Annotated in this window: 17 protein-coding genes and 1 tRNA gene; 11 read left to right on the top strand and 7 right to left on the bottom strand. The window is 50.5% G+C overall.

Going from position 1 to position 17,028, the window contains the following annotated elements; all coding sequences use genetic code 11:
* The first annotated feature begins 42 nt into the window (after positions 1–42).
* From ectA to Pan241w_RS21945, 9 genes are all read left to right on the top strand, one after another.
* A complete protein-coding gene (gene ectA, locus Pan241w_RS21905) occupies positions 43–576 on the top strand; it encodes a diaminobutyrate acetyltransferase (RefSeq protein ID WP_145219963.1) in 534 nt (177 codons plus the stop codon).
* Positions 573–1,868 carry a diaminobutyrate--2-oxoglutarate transaminase gene (gene ectB / locus Pan241w_RS21910; protein WP_145219965.1) on the top strand — a complete coding sequence of 432 codons (1,296 nt, stop codon included), beginning with the start codon at positions 573–575 and terminating at the stop codon, positions 1,866–1,868. The genes ectA and ectB overlap by 4 nt, the downstream gene beginning before the upstream one ends.
* A 40-nt stretch (positions 1,869–1,908) precedes the next feature.
* Complete coding sequence (locus Pan241w_RS21915) at positions 1,909–2,304, top strand: ectoine synthase (RefSeq protein WP_145219967.1); 396 nt, start codon at positions 1,909–1,911, stop codon at positions 2,302–2,304.
* A 48-nt stretch (positions 2,305–2,352) separates the two neighbouring features.
* A complete protein-coding gene (locus tag Pan241w_RS21920; protein ID WP_145219969.1) occupies positions 2,353–2,883 on the top strand; it encodes a TRAP transporter small permease in 531 nt (176 codons plus the stop codon).
* Between the two features lie 56 nt (positions 2,884–2,939).
* Positions 2,940–4,202, top strand: a complete 1,263-nt coding sequence (locus Pan241w_RS21925; RefSeq protein ID WP_145223470.1) for a TRAP transporter large permease — start codon at positions 2,940–2,942, stop codon at positions 4,200–4,202.
* A gap of 49 nt (positions 4,203–4,251) precedes the next feature.
* Positions 4,252–5,283 carry a TRAP transporter substrate-binding protein gene (locus Pan241w_RS21930; protein WP_232107232.1) on the top strand — a complete coding sequence of 344 codons (1,032 nt, stop codon included), beginning with the start codon at positions 4,252–4,254 and terminating at the stop codon, positions 5,281–5,283.
* A gap of 186 nt (positions 5,284–5,469) precedes the next feature.
* A tRNA-His gene (locus Pan241w_RS21935) sits at positions 5,470–5,546 on the top strand.
* Complete coding sequence (locus tag Pan241w_RS21940) at positions 5,517–5,816, top strand: hypothetical protein (protein ID WP_145219973.1); 300 nt, start codon at positions 5,517–5,519, stop codon at positions 5,814–5,816. Before Pan241w_RS21935 ends, Pan241w_RS21940 begins: the two co-directional genes overlap by 30 nt.
* 189 nt (positions 5,817–6,005) lie before the next feature.
* On the top strand, positions 6,006–7,112 hold the full coding sequence (locus Pan241w_RS21945; protein WP_145219975.1) for a slipin family protein: 1,107 nt from the start codon (positions 6,006–6,008) through the stop codon (positions 7,110–7,112).
* A gap of 76 nt (positions 7,113–7,188) precedes the next feature.
* Here the strand turns inward: Pan241w_RS21945 and Pan241w_RS21950 are convergent, their stop codons facing one another.
* Positions 7,189–7,665 (bottom strand): hypothetical protein, encoded by a 477-nt coding sequence (locus Pan241w_RS21950; protein ID WP_145219977.1) that lies wholly within the window; start codon positions 7,663–7,665, stop codon positions 7,189–7,191.
* Complete coding sequence (locus Pan241w_RS21955) at positions 7,662–8,426, bottom strand: hypothetical protein (protein WP_145219979.1); 765 nt, start codon at positions 8,424–8,426, stop codon at positions 7,662–7,664. Before Pan241w_RS21955 ends, Pan241w_RS21950 begins: the two co-directional genes overlap by 4 nt.
* A 278-nt stretch (positions 8,427–8,704) precedes the next feature.
* Here Pan241w_RS21955 and Pan241w_RS21960 point away from each other — a divergent pair, with 278 nt between their 5' ends.
* Positions 8,705–9,163, top strand: a complete 459-nt coding sequence (locus Pan241w_RS21960; RefSeq protein WP_145219981.1) for an NADAR family protein — start codon at positions 8,705–8,707, stop codon at positions 9,161–9,163.
* Between the two features lie 7 nt (positions 9,164–9,170).
* On the opposite strand, the gene Pan241w_RS21965 is transcribed toward Pan241w_RS21960, so the two are convergent.
* The 5 genes from Pan241w_RS21965 to Pan241w_RS21985 all read right to left on the bottom strand — a co-directional run bounded on the left by Pan241w_RS21965 (position 9,171) and on the right by Pan241w_RS21985 (position 14,700).
* On the bottom strand, positions 9,171–9,716 hold the full coding sequence (locus Pan241w_RS21965) for an RNA 2'-phosphotransferase (protein ID WP_145219983.1): 546 nt from the start codon (positions 9,714–9,716) through the stop codon (positions 9,171–9,173).
* Between the two features lie 52 nt (positions 9,717–9,768).
* Entirely contained in the window at positions 9,769–10,365 is a 597-nt protein-coding gene (pncA, locus tag Pan241w_RS21970; protein ID WP_145219985.1) for a bifunctional nicotinamidase/pyrazinamidase, read from the bottom strand.
* Between the two features lie 29 nt (positions 10,366–10,394).
* Positions 10,395–11,084: an NUDIX hydrolase gene (locus tag Pan241w_RS21975; protein ID WP_145219987.1), complete on the bottom strand. Its 690-nt coding sequence runs from the start codon at positions 11,082–11,084 to the stop codon at positions 10,395–10,397.
* 116 nt (positions 11,085–11,200) lie between these two features.
* Complete coding sequence (gene nadE / locus Pan241w_RS21980) at positions 11,201–13,183, bottom strand: NAD(+) synthase (RefSeq protein ID WP_145219989.1); 1,983 nt, start codon at positions 13,181–13,183, stop codon at positions 11,201–11,203.
* Between the two features lie 44 nt (positions 13,184–13,227).
* On the bottom strand, positions 13,228–14,700 hold the full coding sequence (locus tag Pan241w_RS21985) for a nicotinate phosphoribosyltransferase (RefSeq protein ID WP_145219991.1): 1,473 nt from the start codon (positions 14,698–14,700) through the stop codon (positions 13,228–13,230).
* Between the two features lie 564 nt (positions 14,701–15,264).
* Here Pan241w_RS21985 and Pan241w_RS21990 point away from each other — a divergent pair.
* Positions 15,265–16,989, top strand: a complete 1,725-nt coding sequence (locus Pan241w_RS21990; protein ID WP_145219993.1) for a sulfatase-like hydrolase/transferase — start codon at positions 15,265–15,267, stop codon at positions 16,987–16,989.
* The last annotated feature ends 39 nt before the right edge of the window (positions 16,990–17,028 follow it).

Below are 17,028 nucleotides of genomic sequence, written 5' to 3' on the forward strand. Positions count from 1 at the left end.
GACCCAGATTTTTTTATCAGAAGCCGATAAATACATAGCCCAATGGAACAGGCCACCCAATTGATTTTTCGCGAGCCCCGGCTGACCGATGCCCTCGCAATAACCAACCTGATCAAGAGTTGCCCCCCCCTTGACGTTAATTCCCATTACGTCTCGCTCTTGTTATGTCGTGATTTTCATGACACTTGCGTGATTGCAGAATCCGATTCGAAAATCGTCGGTTTTCTTTCTGCTTATCACCCTCCTCAACAAGAGAACACAATTTTCATCTGGCAAGCCGCCGTTGATCGCAGCGTGCGTTCTTGTGGTGTTGCATCGCGAATGCTTGACGCTCTGCTATCCCGCCAGATCAACTCCCATGTGAATTACCTGGAAACGACGATTACTCCCTCGAATCAATCGTCCCAAAAGCTGTTTCGCTCACTGGCAAAACGGCTTAACACGGAGTGCCGAACTTGTAATGGCTTTTCTTCGGAATTGTTTGGTGAAGCTGAAGAACACGAACCCGAAGAATTGTACCAGATTGGCCCCTTCTCACTAAAACCTAATTTCGGAGAGAAATCACCAGTATCATGACTATATTCAACCGACTCGAATCAAACGTTCGCGGTTACTGTCGCTCATTCCCTACCACATTTACTAAAGCCCAGAACGCCAATTTGCGCGATGCTGAGGGTAACGAATTTATCGACTTTCTTGCGGGCGCAGGAACCTTAAACTACGGCCATAACAATCCAAAACTGAAAGCAAAGCTGATCGAGTTTCTGGAACGGGACGGGATGCTGCACGGCCTCGACATGCAAACGGATGCAAAGGCTCGCTTCCTGGAAGTTTTTGAAAAACGAATTCTCTCTCCACTGGAACTCGATTACAAAGTCCAGTTCACTGGACCAACTGGAACAAACGCTGTTGAAGCCGCATTAAAGCTGGCACGAAAAGTGACTGGGCGTACGAACGTAATCTCGTTCACCAATGGTTTTCATGGTGTAAGCCTGGGATCAGTTGCCGCTACGGGAAACAGCCATTTTCGTGATGCCGCAGGGACACCTCTGAATAACGTGACCTTTATGCCCTACTACGGTTACATGGGCTCCAATATGGACACACTGGAATATTTTGAGACCATCCTCAAAGACAGCAGTAGCGGTTTAGACCTGCCTGCTGCCGTAATTGTCGAAACGGTACAAGGTGAGGGTGGTGTAAATGTAGCCAGTACAGAATGGCTGCAACAACTGGAAACACTCTGCCAGGAACACGGAATCCTGTTGATTATCGATGATATCCAGGTTGGCTGTGGACGAACGGGGAACTTTTTCAGCTTTGAAAAAGCGGGCATCGTGCCTGACATCGTCACGCTTTCCAAATCGCTCAGCGCTTACGGTTTACCGATGTCTCTGGTACTGATGAAGTCAGACCTCGATCAGTGGGAACCGGGTGAGCACAACGGAACCTTCCGTGGCAACAACCTGGCTTTTGTCTCAGCAGCCGAAGCGATTGAACTGTACTGGAGCGATTACCGCTTCGCACGCGAAGTCCTCCGAAAAGGGGCCTTGATTAAAAATCGACTGGAAGAGATTGCAGAAAACGTGAGTGATGTTGATCTGGAAGTGCGCGGTACCGGCATGATCTGGGGACTGGCCTGCCAGGAATGCCCGGGATTGCCTGAAAAGATTTCAGCGGCTGCATTCGAACGTGGTTTGATCATCGAAACCAGTGGAACTGACAGCCATGTCCTGAAAATTCTCCCGCCGTTAACCATCGAAGATGACCAACTGCTGCAAGGGCTGGATATTGTCGCCGACAGCCTGAAAGCGGTACTCAACGATGACAGCATTCTGGAAGAACTGGGTCTGGTACACGCAGACTGATCTCAGTATAGAAAATAAGATAAGAAGAGAGACACACATCATGATTGTACGTCAACTGAATGACATTCTCGGAACCGAACGCGATATCAAAGCCAAAACCTGGAACAGCCGACGGTTATTGCTCGCGAATGAAAATATGGGATTTTCCCTGCACGATACGATTATTCATCCAGGAACGGAAACAGAAATCTGGTACCAGAATCATCTGGAAGCCGTCTATTGCATCGAAGGGGAAGGCGAGATTGAACTCATCCCCGATGGGCCCACGCATCCGATTTCTCCCGGCATGATGTATGCGCTCGATGAAAATGATCGTCATCTGCTAAGAGCCAAAACACAGCTGCGCATGGTCTGCGTCTTCAACCCACCTGTCACCGGACAGGAAGTTCATGATGAAAATGGCGCCTACCCGGCTGCTGCTGCGGCAGAAAATTGAATCAACAATGCCCAAACAATTTCTTGCAAGTCAGCCAAAGCCGTTTAGATGAATCTGCTCTTCCGCTTTATCCAACGTATCGAAGCATTTCTTCTTGCCTGGTCAATCATCGCGATTGCTGCCCTGTCAATCGGTAATGTTTTTTGCCGCGCGCTGCTCGGCTTCAGTCTCGCCTTCACCGGCGAACTCTCACAATTTCTCATCATCATCGTCACATTCATCGGGCTGAGTTACGCAACAAGCCGCGGCAGACACATTCGGATGACGGCCCTCTACGACCAACTCAACAAACGCTGGCGGAAGAGATTGATGATTCTCATCTGCATTTTCACCGCACTGTTGATGTTTGCATTGACCTGGTACTCATTTGAATATATTTCCACCGTCTATTTCCTGGAGACGGTCTCTCCCGTTTTACAGGTCCCCCTGTATCTGGTTTACTTGTGCGTCCCGCTGGGTTTCACGTTATCCGCCATCCAATACACGCTGACGGCTGTGCGGAACGTCATTTCTTCCGACGTTTATATTTCGTTCACTCAGAAGGACGAATATGAATCCCCTGTCATCGGAGAAGTGTAACTTGAACTTTTCCGAACAGAGGTGAATCCGTGGAAGCGTTACTCATCATCGGGGTTATGCTCATATTGCTGATGTCCGGGTTCCCGATGAAGGTCCCGCTCATTACAGCAGCCTTCGCCGTTCTACTGGTCTTCCACCCGGATGTCACCCCGGCCGTCCTCATTCAGCAAATGATCGGTGGGATCAAACCGGCTGCCTTATTAGCCGTCCCGATGTTCATTTTTGCTGCCGACATCATGACACGCGGCAACTCAGCCAATCGCTTACTGGATCTGGTAACGGCGTTTGTGGGACACCTGCGTGGCGGATTGCCGATTGCCAGTGCCGTCAGTTGTACGCTGTTCGGGGCGATGTCCGGTTCAACGCAAGCCACCGTGGTCGCGATCGGCGGCCCGTTACGACCACAGCTGCTCAGAGCCGGCTATTCCGATTCCTTCACGACCGCCCTGATCATTAATGCCAGTGATATCGCCCTGCTCATTCCGCCCAGTATCGGCATGATTGTCTACGGCGTCGTTTCCGGCACCTCGATCGGCGAGCTGTTTATCGCCGGTATCGGCCCCGGCCTGTTGGTCTTGCTCCTGTTTTGTGTCTATTGCTGGTTCGCTTCGATTCGGATGAAAATCCCGCGACAACCCAAAGCAGATTCATCCACGCGCAAAACAGCAGCCAAACGAGCCCTGCTCCCATTGGGATTCCCGGTCATCATCATTGGTGGCATCTATTCAGGAATCTTCAGCCCGATCGAAGCGGCTGCAGTATCCGTACTTTACGCGGCGATTCTGGAAATTCTCTTTTTTCGCGAACTTTCGCTGAAAGACATCCCGGAGATTGCCCTCTCAACCGGCTTAGTCACAGCCGTAGTGTTTATCCTCGTCGGATCGGGAGCCGCCTTCAGTTGGGTGATCTCTTTTGCACAACTCCCCGATGCGCTCATCAATGACTGGCTCGGGCTCACCGCCGACTCCGGTTACTGGACGATCATGTTGACGATTGCCATCGCTTATTTCATCGGTTGCATGTTTGTCGACCCGATCGTGGTGATCTTGATTCTGACTCCCATCTTCCATCCTGTGGCCGCTGCCGCCGGTATTGATCCCGTATTGGTGGGAATCGTCGTCACACTGCAAGTCGCCATCGGTTCCGCGACGCCTCCGTTTGGCTGTGATATCTTTACGGCGATTGCCATCTTCCGACGCCCCTATCTTGAAGTCATTCGAGGCACTCCCCCGTTTATTGCCATACTGTTATTTGCAGCCGTGTTACTGATTGCCTTTCCCGGCATTTCCCTGTTTCTGCGCAATCTTGCCTTTGGTTGATCGAAGTGGACACGACATGAATCTTTCGCCTCTTTATAGATCGTTCCTCATGGTCAGTCTCTTGACCTTGATTGCCCTGCTTCCTGCCTGCAGTTCAGAAAGCAAAACGCAGTCTAGAAAACCGGTTCAGTGGCGATTTGCGATTGAAGAAACCGTCGGCAGTGTCCAGCACAAATACGCACTCAAATTTAAGGAACTCGTCGAAGCGCGATCAGAGGGAGAAATTGAAGTCACGATTTACCCGTACGGGACACTCGGGACTTCAGATCAGATTACCGAACTGGTCGATATGGGCGTCATTCAATTTGCCATGGCGTCGCCGGGACATCTCGGTAAGCTGATCCCGGAAGTACAGGTCTTTCTCTTACACTTCCTCTTTTCGGACGATGACGAAATCAATAACAAAGTTCTGAATGAAGATCCCGAGCTGCGGGAAACTTTCAACGAACTTTACGCTCGCAAGAATTTGAAATTGCTCTCCATCTTCTCGGAAGGCTGGCAGGTCTGGACCACTAAGAAATCGATTCAGACCCCTGACGACTTTCGCGGCGTCAAAATGCGGGTCATGACCTCACCGTTACTGCTCGCCGCCTACGAAGCCTATGGGGCCAGTCCGACTCCACTGCCTTATTCCGAAGTCTACTCGGCGCTGCAATTGAATATGATCGACGGACAGGAAAATCCGGTGTTTGCTATTCAGGAAATGAGCTTCTATGAAGTCACCAACTGGATGATTTTCGCCCGGCACGCCCCTTTCATTTCCACATCAGTCACCAATCGAGAATTCTTCGACTCGCTTCCCCCAGAACGCCAGAAGTTGATCACGGACGTCGTCAGCGAATTAAACGGTTACATTCTTGAGGTTCAGAAACAGTTCAACCGTGATCGCCTGGACTTGATTCGTGAGAACAAACCCAAGCTGAAGATCATCACCGAACTCACACCCGCGCAACGTGAATTATTCCGTCAGTCCAGTCAACCGGTACGGGAGCAGTTCATCGAAATGACCGGTGAAGACGGTCAACACCTGCTGGAAATGATCAAATCCAAAATCCGGGCTCTGGAATCGCAAGACGATTAGCCCCTGCCCGTTGACTCTTCATCCGCTTCAATTCGTTAAAAGTTCTTCAACTCATCCGAACCACGGCCTGCCCCTTCTTGTCCAAGTGGGAACCGTTGTATGTCGTCTGTCCAGCGGCGTGCGGGCCACCGAATCAGGTTGGGTGCTGCACGTCCCGTGTATGGTTTCTAAACCAGGTGATGTCAACGTCAGGATAGCTCAAATGGCAGAGCATCAGACTATGAATCTGAAAGTTGCGGGTTCGAGTCCCGTTCCGACTACCAGAGCCGGCCAACCGCCGGTTCACCAAATGCTTGAACAGCATTACCCCTGAAAACCGGACGAAGGCAGATGTTCTACGATCGGCTTTGGGTGATGGACTGTTTCTGAATCGCTTGCGACTCAGACCAGAAACATTGCCCGAAGCAGCACGCGGCGACGCCCTGCAGTTCGTGGATACCGTGTTCGTGCTTCCTAAGTGGAAGCACATCGAAACAATGTTGCATTTCCGAATGGAATCCTGCGGGAGACCAGGACGAAGCGCGACAGCGTGACGGTGTGTGGACACTATGGAAGGCGTTCACTCAAGCGGACTCCGCGATTTGCCCGTGTGATTGGCGAACATTCTGTCTTCGAAAGGTGTCTTCAACAAACTGTTTGCGGTACTGAAACCGTTTTTTATGTATGTGCTCTCAATGAAATGGAGCGGAAAGGCCCAGGGATAGTCCCTGAGGAGGTATGAGATGTTTGGTATCAAACGCTATGAAATTCGCAGCTACGAACTGGGGCTGGTGTTCCGGAATGGAGAATTCCAGGGACTGCTCAACGAGGGAACGCACTGGTACTTCAAGCCGTTCTCAGACTTCTATGTGGATGTCGTCTCGCTGCGAGAACCGTTGCTGGTTCATCAGCACCTGGACCTACTCGTGAAATCTAAAGCACTCGAGGGACATGCGATCGTGCTGGACCTGAAAGACCACGAACGCGGTCTGGTCTGGATTGAAAATCGATTCAGCCACATTCTGCCACCTGGACCTTATGTTTACTGGACGGGTCAGAAAGAGGTACGGATTGAGGTGATCGATGCGCACGAGGTCCGTTTCGAGCACGTTGATTTAAAGCTGATCGCACGTAGTTCCATGGCGAAGCAGTATCTTGATATCTGCACGGTTGAACGTGACCGCGTGGGTGTTCTATTCATCGACGGTCAGTATGTCGATGCTTTGGCTCCGGGGATCTATGCCTTCTGGCTGGGTCAGTCTGATGCGCTAGTGGTTGAAATCGACATGCGTGAAACGACGGTTGACGTCAACGGTCAGGACATCATGACGGCTGACAAAGTCACGCTGCGAGTGAACGCTGCAGTTACGTACAAAGTGATTGACGCGCGAAAAGCAGTTAGCCAGACCGACAACGTGCGGCAGGCTCTGTATCGCGAAACGCAGCTGGTGCTGCGGGCGGTCCTGGGTGCGCGTGAGCTGGACGTCTTCCTGACAGAAAAGGATGCGCTGGCGAACGACATCGAAGAAAGTATTCGCCGTCGCGCAGGTGAACTGGGTCTGGAAATCGCTTCGGTTGGCATTCGTGATGTCATCCTGCCGGGCGAGATGAAGGACCTGATGAACAAGGTTACGGAGGCCAAAAAAGCAGCCGAGGCCAACCTGATCGCACGCCGTGAGGAAACGGCGGCGATCCGCAGTCAGGTCAACACGGCCAAGTTGCTGCAGGACAACCCGGTTCTGATGCGGATGCGGGAACTGGAAGTCCTGGAAAAGATCGCTTCGAAAAACAAGCTCAACATCGTCCTCGGCGAGAAGGGCCTGGCAGATCGAGTGGTCAACCTGCTGTAGTCAGTCAGATGGCATCATCTGCTCCCCGGGGATCGAGAAATCGACCCCGGGATTTTTTCATTCAACGGAACGGATTTCAATCTTCCTCATTGACAGAAATCCGGCTTTTCACAAATGCGGCCAGATTCTCCGCGTCATCTGTACCGACACGTAATGTTCCCTTGCGGAGTTTGAGCACAACACATTCGCGTCCCCAAAGATTCCAGACCCAGCCGCCTCGAAAACTGAGATGAATACCCCAGCCATCCAAAATCGTCGTACGGCCGACTTCGGCACTCAGAATGTCTTCATACAAAACTGATCGCTGAAAGAGGGGCAGAGGCCCAAAGCGAATGCGCAGGCGATCGATTTCATCGGCCACCGTCAAATGATGGAAGCCAACAGCGACAACCGTCAGTAGCAGTCCGATACCGAAGAAATAGAGACACAGATAGGGTCGAGGCGGCTCGTTCCGCGTGAACCATGCTGCCAGATACAGCAGCCCCGCTGCTGCATAAATAAACAGACAGAGCGGCCCTCGTTGCGTGTGATAATAGATGGCAAGACTGTTCATCGTTCTCCACTCTCATGCTCAATACTTTCTCCCGACTGTGAAACATCATGGGAGACCTCATTCAATAATGTAACGCATTCATGCGTATCCCGAATAGAGAACTTCAGTATCATACTCAATGATACTGGCATTAATGAAAACATAACGATCACCAGGCATAGAGTAGAAAAAATAGAAGCTACCTCTTTGCCCAGCAGCGCATTGGTCTGTCTTAACCACAAACTGACAGGTATTCCAATCAAAATCCCTGTCAAAGTAACCAAAACGATAAAGCGAACTAAACCGTTCGACTCCGTTTTTGTTTTCTGATAGTGCGCAATTGCAGCCGCTTCTGAATCCAATTTTCCCTTAAAGAGTCTTGCCATGCAAACGGGACAAAAGCCAGTCATTAGGACCAGTTGCCTGAAACGCCATTTCGCTAAAAACACATGACAACTGGGACAATGAGGCCCCGTGTTTTGCCTGAGTTGTTTCGCCTGTCTGAACAGAAACGTGATGGGAACAATTGCTGAAATCAGGAAAATGGGGAAAATGAAGAGAGAGCTAGTCCCTTTCGGACAGTCAGTCGCTCCCGAATCAATTCCCAAAAATTCATTCAGGTCTGTTTGAAAATACCTTATGATGAGAGCCAACACAAACATCAACAAAAAGAGCATGATCCAGGCAATCATCACTCGAATGATGATCTGAAGGTCATATTTTTTGATTGCGGTTTCAAATGCCTCTTTGAAATCGGATATCGTTTTGGATGAATCATCCATGCTTATTCTCACTTTGCCTGACTCTCAAAATAAATTTCCTGCCTCTCGCTCTAAGAACGGAATCGGAACGTCTGAGGATCAATAGATCTGGTAGATCTTATGACAATATTGATTTCCCATTTCACTCTATTTTAGAATACTTAACCTGTTTCACAGATAAATGTTATGCTACAAACGAACCATCTTCATTTATTATTGTCCAGAACCTGACAGCGTCATTCTCAATCAAGTAATCGCTGTGAATCAATTCAGGAACCTAATGGAGCAAGCCGACCACCATGTCAGAACCGGGCCATATCATCAATTTTTACAGCGTGACGGAACCGTACGGGGAGTTCTCCAATTTTGCCGGGTACCCGATTCAGTTGGATGGAAAACGCTGGCCGACCTCGGAGCATTATTTTCAGGCGATGAAATTCCAAGATGCCTCACATCAGGAAGCAATCCGTCAAGAGAAATCGCCGATGCGGGCAGCACGGATGGGCCGCGACCGGAAACGTCCGCTTAGAAAAGACTGGGAATCGGTCAAAGACTCCATCATGCGCAAGGCCGTTGTCTGCAAATTTACGCAACACGACGATCTGCGTGAACTGCTGCTTTCAACGGGCGAGGCGAAGCTGGTGGAGCACACGACGAATGACGCTTACTGGGGAGATGGGGGAGACGGGAGCGGCAAGAACATGCTGGGGCGGATACTGGTGGAAGTCCGGGAACAACTTCGGCAGGAGAGCGTGTGATGTCCGCTCAGGGAAAATCAATATACGCCGCCGGTACACTTTCTGTCAGCCAGACCTGATTCGGCGTCACAAAAAATTCACAACCCGCCTGATGCATCTCGAGTGACCGGACTCTGAGCAATACCGGCGTCCCGCGCCTGCGCCCCACAGTGAGGCTGGTCTGCTCATCCACGTGCAGGTGCACATGATGCCGCTGCATTTTCTTGAGTCCTTCACGGGCGATCGAATCCACAAACTCTCGAGGCGTGCCGTGAAACAGGATCTCAGGTGGGACAGCTGCTTCATACCCCAGATCGATTTTGACCGAATGCCCCTGATTCGCGCGGATACGTGTGCCCGTTTCATCAAAGGAAAACCGCTGTTTATCATTCGTCCGCACCACCATCTCCAAAGTGTTGCGCGACATTGATTTGCCGTGTCGCGCCATGGAGGTTAACAGTTCTTCTACATCAATCCAGCCTGATTCATCCAGGCTGATTCCAATCGTTTCCGGCTGATGCCGGAGCACCAGACTCAGAAACTTACTTTTTCTTCGTACTTCTTTTTCGTTCATTCTTCTTTACTCTTCTTTGTTACTAACTTTTCAAAATTCTGTTTTACTTGTATTAGATATGTGCGACACCGGCAGCCTGCATTTCCTCACAGGCGCGCTGCACATCATCGGGTTTTAAATTCACCCCGCGGCACCCTTCTCGTATCAAGCTGGTCTTCAAACCGAGCTTGATTGCATCGAGGGCCGTATATTTGACGCAGTAATCTGTAGCCAGCCCCATGATGACAACTTCATCGACGGCGCGTTCTTTTAAATATTCCGCCAGTCCCGTGGAATGCTGATGGCAGTTATTGAAAAAGCCGCTATAGCTGTCGATATAAGTATCCGTGCCTTTATGGAAGACACGCGTAATACGATCTGCATGCAGATCGGCGTGGAGTTCCGCGCCCGAGGTTCCCTGCACACAGTGATCGGGCCACAAAACCTGCTCCAGGCCTCTCAACTCAATCACGTCGCCAATCTGTTTGTTATCATGCTGACTGGCAAAGCTCTGGTGGTTTTCCGGATGCCAATCCTGCGTCGCAACAACGAGTTCAAAACGAGGCATCCACTCATTGGCAACTGAGATGATTTGATCTCCCTCGGAAACAGCCAGTGCCCCTCCCGGCAGGAAATCATACTGCAGGTCAACCAGAATCAATGCTTTCATCGTTCTATCGTTCTGTTTCAGGGTTCATGTCAGATCTCGAAGTGAAATCCCTGTTTGGTCAAACGCCGATACTTGCGGCGATCAAATTTATAGAGTCGAGCCGCTCGATGAGCGACGTCCGTTTCGACTTCATCCAGTTCTACCAAAATGCCCATGCTCAGAATTTTTTTGCGGAAGTTTCGTTTATCCAACTGCCGATCCAGAATAACCTCGTACAGATGTTGAATCTGACGCAGTGTAAATTTGGCAGGTAGCAATTCAAATCCAATCGGCTGATAGCGAACTTTGCTTCGCAGCCGCTCATGCGCCATCTTCAAGATTTTCGGATGGTCAAACGCAAGCGACGGTACATCCTCAATCGCAAACCAGGCCGCGTTTCGGGCATCGGTGGCAGCATGCACGCGGTGATCAGAAAGGTTCACCAGAGCATAATAAGCCACCGTCACCACACGTTCGCGCGGATCGCGGTCGACATCGCCGATCGTGTAGAGTTGCTCCAGGTAGACATTTTCGATGCCAGTTTCTTCGCTCAATTCACGGCGGGCCGCTTCTTCAAGCGTTTCTTCCAGACGAACAAAACCGCCGGGTAAAGCCCAGCAACCTTCGAACGGCTCCAGATCACGCTGAATCAGCAGGACCTTCAAGTCTTCCTCATCCAGACCAAATACGACGCAGTCAACCGTGAGTGCTGCCCGGGGATATTCATAATGATAATTCATCTTCAAACCTTTAGTGTATATCACACACTATTATTAGTGTCTATACAACACCATGACAACTAAAAAATAAACAGGTTCACAAAAATAACTGATTTTAGCCCAAAAAATAACCAAAATCACAACAGATCCCGCATATCGCTTAACTCCTGCTCAAATCCACCAGAGAGAATCGGAAAGCGGCACCAGGTTTTCGGATCCAGATTCTCATCGTCCACATGAAACGAGGGGGCATACCGTTCGCGCTTCCACTGATTACGTGACCAGAGCCGAAAGAATCGCGTAATCCATTCCACCAGTTGAGCAGGCGGGTAGCCTGGAAATTCGACCCGCGCCATACGAAACAGATCAACGGGCCCCTGTTTGTCGCGAATCGCGGCTCGCTCGATCCAATCGAGCAGATCGTAGGGCATCAAGTCACCTTCATCTGTCTGTTCTGCGTTCTGTGGGCGTAATTCCGCCGTCGGTTCCTGTCGATTGATCAGTTCGAGCACAGGCAGGTTTCCTGTCTCCTCCGGCCCGGTCTCACACATCCAGCTCAGCCAACTGCGTAAAAACGCTTTATCGATTCCTGATATTGGCGAGAGTCCGCCGCAGGTATCTCCGTCCATTGTCGTATACCCCACTGCTGCCTCGGATCGATTGCTGGTCGCTAATAGCAGTGAATCGCGCAAATTGGCAACCATCCACACACCGGGAGCACGGACGCGGGCCTGGATATTCTGGAGCGCAATATCATCCTCATCCCAGTTGAGATCCCGACCGACTGCTTCCGACACAATTCCCGTATACGCTTCCACGATCGAATCCACATCCAGCCTGAGATATTCCGCCCCGATTGCTTCCGCGAGCGAAGCGGCCGCCTGCTCCGTCGTCTCAGAACTGTTACGCGTGGCCTGATAGACGCACGTCAGCAGCCTGGGCATGATCTGCTCGGCTGTCTTTAGCTCTGCTAATCCTGCGATATATGCCAGTTTGGACAGAAACTTTTCTGCCCCTAATTCATCCAGCCCCAGTTTCACCAGCAGCCAAACCAGAACAGCGGCGGCAGCCGAATCCGCGCCACCACTCAGTGAAATCACGAACCCTTTCGCATGGCTCTTTCGCAAGTAATCAAACAGTCCCAGAGCAATCGTGCGGGTAAACTCTTCTTCTTTGACAGAGGGCCCCTGCTCCCACCCGGGCATTTTGTTCTGAATCGTTTCCGGCTCAATGTCAGCAAAAGCAAACGGAACGTCCACAGAATTCGCTGCTTGAGGTGTTTGATGCGGTCGAAAGCTCATCAACCGGGCGCGGTTCATGCGTGTAAGATCTACGTCAACGATCGCTGTCGTGAGCACAACATCGTCAAAGGATAACCGGCGTCCTTCAGCCAGCAACTTTCCGCTACTGGCGATCAGCGCGGCGCCATCATAGATAATCCGTCCCGCTTCATTGCCGAGCAGATTTGTATAGACATAAGTCACTCCGTAGGCTCGAGAGCTCTCGAGTACCAGTCGACGACGAATCTCCTGCTTGCCAAAGGCAAAGTGACTGGCACTCGGATTCAAAATAATATCGACGGCCGCCTGTGATAACGCATGCGCGGGGCGATGTGCAGCCCAGGCGTCCTCACAGATTTCAAAACCGATCCGCACGCCTTCACAGTCAAAAATCAAATTCCCAAGCGGATAGGACCGGCCCTGAATTTCCACTTCACTCACCTGACTGGATTCCCAGGGCTTGAACCAGCGGGGCTCATAATGAATTCCATCACCGGCGAGCTGATTTTTGGCGACAAATCCCATAATCTGTTGATTGGCAATTAGACAGGCACAATTGTAAAGGGCGCCGCCATGAAACAGGGGAAGCCCCAGTGAAACAACAATTCCTTCTGTCAGCGGAACCAGATCCAGCAACGTGCGTAAAGCCCTTTGCTGAACGTCGACTGAGAGAAACGCATCTTCACAACCATAACCTGTGATACACAATTCCGGCAGGCAAACCAGGCTGGCACCCTGATCGCGGGCTAAGGTGATCGCAGATTTGATGTTGGTTAAATTACCTTCCCAGTCCAATGGGGTTTGATTGAGAACAGCGGTTGCGACTTTGATAAGTTGCATTTTCGTGCCAATTCGTTTTCTACAGTTGAATAATCATGCTTGTATCACAATGGTGTTTGTATGCTGCGTGCCCGATGAATCCACTCGGTTTTTAAATCGTACAACTCCTGCTCTAACCCGACCGGATAGGGCTGTGGGTTTTCATGTCGTCGCACTCCCACATGAAACAAGGCAAGCTGCTGCTCGACCCGTTCCCGAATTGTTGTCAGCGATTCATGCCGATAGACAATGTCACCGTTGCGAACAACGGGAACCAGCAGATCCACGGCGTTCAGCCCCCCATCCAACGGCTGACGGTTTATCGGATCCAGCGGATCAACCATGACTACGGTATCCAAATTCGCGTTGAGTTCATTAAACATCACATCAGCAACGGCTCCGGCTTCATTTTGGAACCGTCTGACTTGCAGCATACCAGGAGTTGATGTCTTGATGGCCTGCTCTGACAATTTCAGTTTCGGCTGCCACTCGCCCTTTTCATTTTTGATCGCCCCCAGTTTGTAGACGCCCCCCAGTGCAGGCTGATCATACGCAGTCACCAGCTTGGTGCCAACGCCCCAGACAGCAATCGTCGCTCCCTGCGCTTTCAGACTGGTGATAACTGCTTCATCCAGATCGTTACTCGCAACAATCGCCACACTGGTGAGTCCTGCCGCATCCAGCAGCTGGCGTGCTTCGATACTGAGTTGGGCCAAATCCCCGGAATCAAGACGTATCCCCACCATTTCATGACCCGCTTCCCGTAGCCTCAGGCCAACCCGGATTGCGTTTCGCACGCCCTCCAGCGTGTCGTAGGTGTCGACGAGGAACACACAATTATTCGGCATCGCGTGAGCGTACTCTTCAAATGCAGAGAGTTCATCATCAAACGACATCACCCAACTGTGTGCGTGGGTGCCTTTGACGGGGATCTCAAATAATTTTCCCGCCAGCACATTGGAAGTAGCTGCACAACCGCCGATATACGCGGCACGGCTGGCCGCTAAACCGCCATCAATTCCCTGGGCACGTCGGAGTCCGAATTCCAGCACAGGGTCGCCTCCCGTCGCCGCACAAATTCGCGCGGACTTGGTGGCAATCAACGTCTGAAAGTTAATGAGATTGAGCAGTGCCGTCTCCAGAAGCTGACACTGCAGAATCGGACCTTTCACACGCACCAAAGGCTCATGCGGAAAGACAACGGTGCCTTCCGGGACAGCATCCAGATCGCAGCTTAATTTCAGTTCCGATAGATAGGTTAGAAATTCTGTGGCAAATAGCGGTCGACCATCGTTTCCTTCCAGCTGTGAAAGATACTTAATATCCTCAGCGGTGAATCGGAACTGTTTCAGATAGTCAAATATGTATTCCAGTCCCGCGGCAATCGTATAACCCCCGCGAAACGGGTTGCTTCGAAAGAACAAATGAAACACCGCTTCCCGCTCGGACCGCCCCGACTTCCAATAGCCTTGAGACATCGTGAGCTGATAAAGATCTGTCAGTAGCGCTAAAGAAGTTTCATAGATATTCGTAAGCATTGTTGTTTCTCCTTGAAACACTTAGTGTATATTACACACTTTCGCATCTAAAATCAAGATCACTTTAGATTAATTTAAAATCGAATAACCGGCTGTGACCTGAATCTGCCCTTCGAAGATTTCCGAGGGCTTACAGACAACAACCTCATCATAGCAAATCATCGACGATGCTGAGTGAAAATGGAACCTGACAGTGCAACCGACTTCAAGGAATTCGTCTTGAAATATGCGCCATAAGCGAAGCGGTTTCTTTAGTTTCTCGCTAAACCGCCCCGTTTTATGAAAAACAGGACGCGATTTCCAGTCACTCGCTGAAAAACCGGCATTGCTCAAATGACAACCACAACTTCAATGACTCAAGCTGGTTTCCACAAGTGGATCAGGTTGCATTCGATCTTGTACCAATCGCCCATCCTTGCTAACGTTCCCCCTATCCTGATGCCTGATCCATATGCTCAATCAACTCCTCTCTCGAGTATTCTACAGCCTGATTTGTAACAAGCGTCTTCAACATAGAATAATCCAGTTCTGAGCTGTCTCCTTCTTTAAAAAAGGAAAAACGTCATGGAACAATCTCCGCTGAACCGTCGCGATTTCAATAAGCTAACCGTAGCTGCTGTGAGTGGAGCACTCTCAACCAGCCAACGTTCCAATGCGGATGAAAACGCAGCGACTCGAAAACAGCCTTATAATATCGTGATGGTCATGGCTGACCAGGAATCCTATCACTTGAATCAGCCGGCCGGTTACGAGCTTCCCTCGCGTGCTGAACTGAGTCGCCGGGGAACCACCTTTGAAAATCATTATATCGCAGCCGCAATGTGTACCCCCTCACGGGGAGTCCTCTTCAGCGGACGTCCTCCCCAAATTAATGGGGTCTTCGACCAGATGGAACTCGGATATGTTCCCAGCTTGAATAAAGACAAGCCGAGTATGGGGACAGTGATGAAAGCACTCGGATATACAACCGCCTATTTTGGAAAATTTGAACTCCGTCGCGACATTATCTACCCTAAGGACACGATCAATTATACAACAGCACTTACCGAATACGGCTTCGACACATTTGCCCCGGATGGAGATAAAATTGGTGCCCCCAACCAGGGTTATGATACTGACAACTACACGGTCATAGAGGGAACACGCTGGCTGCGAACTAATGCGCATCAGTTGAACCGAGAAGGTAAACCCTGGTTTTTACTGACCAGCATGGTCAGTCCGCACGATATTATGTATGCGAACGGAAATCTGCCTGGTGAAAAAGTACAAGTCTCTCAGGCCGGCGCAGAGCTGACACATCCGCCTCAAAATAGTCTGTATCAATATCCATGGCGATTTCCCCTCTCCCCCAGCCGACTGCAGCCTGTGAAACCTCCCGCTCGACCAGATGCGCAGCTGCAATATCTGGAAGGCTGGTCGTACTGGTTGGGAACCATCCCCGCCGATCGTACAGAGATGTGGCGAATTTTTTATAACTACTATCTCAATTTAATCCGTGACAACGACCGGATGTTGCAATCATTGCTGACAACGTGTGATGAACTGGATCTCTGGAAAAACACGATCTTCATCTTTACCGCCGATCATGGCGAATTGGGAGGCAGTCATGGTGGCTTGCGGGGGAAAGGACCATTTCCGTTTGAGCAACAATCGCACGTTCCTTTCATCATCGTACATCCGGATCATCAAGGGGGCCGAAGTTGTACTGCCGTCACCAGCCATATCGACCTGTTACCAACTCTGGCCAGTCTGACAGAGCAACCCCTGGACGCACGTAAAAAAGCAACACAGGGCATGCCTGGTAAGGATATCTCGGTACTACTGGAGAATCCGGAAGCGGCTGCCGCAGATGCAATTCGAAAAGGGGCTCTCTTTAATTATGTCGGTCTGCAGACCATCGACGCCAATTACTTAAAGAAAATCGCCCCACTGCAGGCACATAGCAAGTTTGTTCCCCCACTCAAAGAGCTTCACCCCAATCTGAAAAAACGCGGCTTCCTGAATTTCGTGTTTGACGGGCGCTATAAATATGCTCGGTATTACGCACCCAGTGAATTCAACATGCCAGAAACGCTCGAACAGATATATCAATACAACGATCTGGAACTGTTTGACCTTTACTGTGACCCCCATGAAATGAACAACCTGGCGATGGAGCCGGAAGCAAACCGGGAACTGATCTTAAGGCTCAACGGCTTAATGAACGAATTGATGATGCAAGAAGTGGGCGTCCATGACGGCCAGTTTTTACCCGCAGCCGTTCGCCCCAAAGGGCCGATCAAGTTCTGAGCCAATCGGAAACAAGACTTGAGATTGAAGACTCAACAC

It is taken from the genome of Gimesia alba (assembly GCF_007744675.1).
Taxonomy (GTDB): Bacteria; Planctomycetota; Planctomycetia; order Planctomycetales; family Planctomycetaceae; genus Gimesia; species Gimesia alba.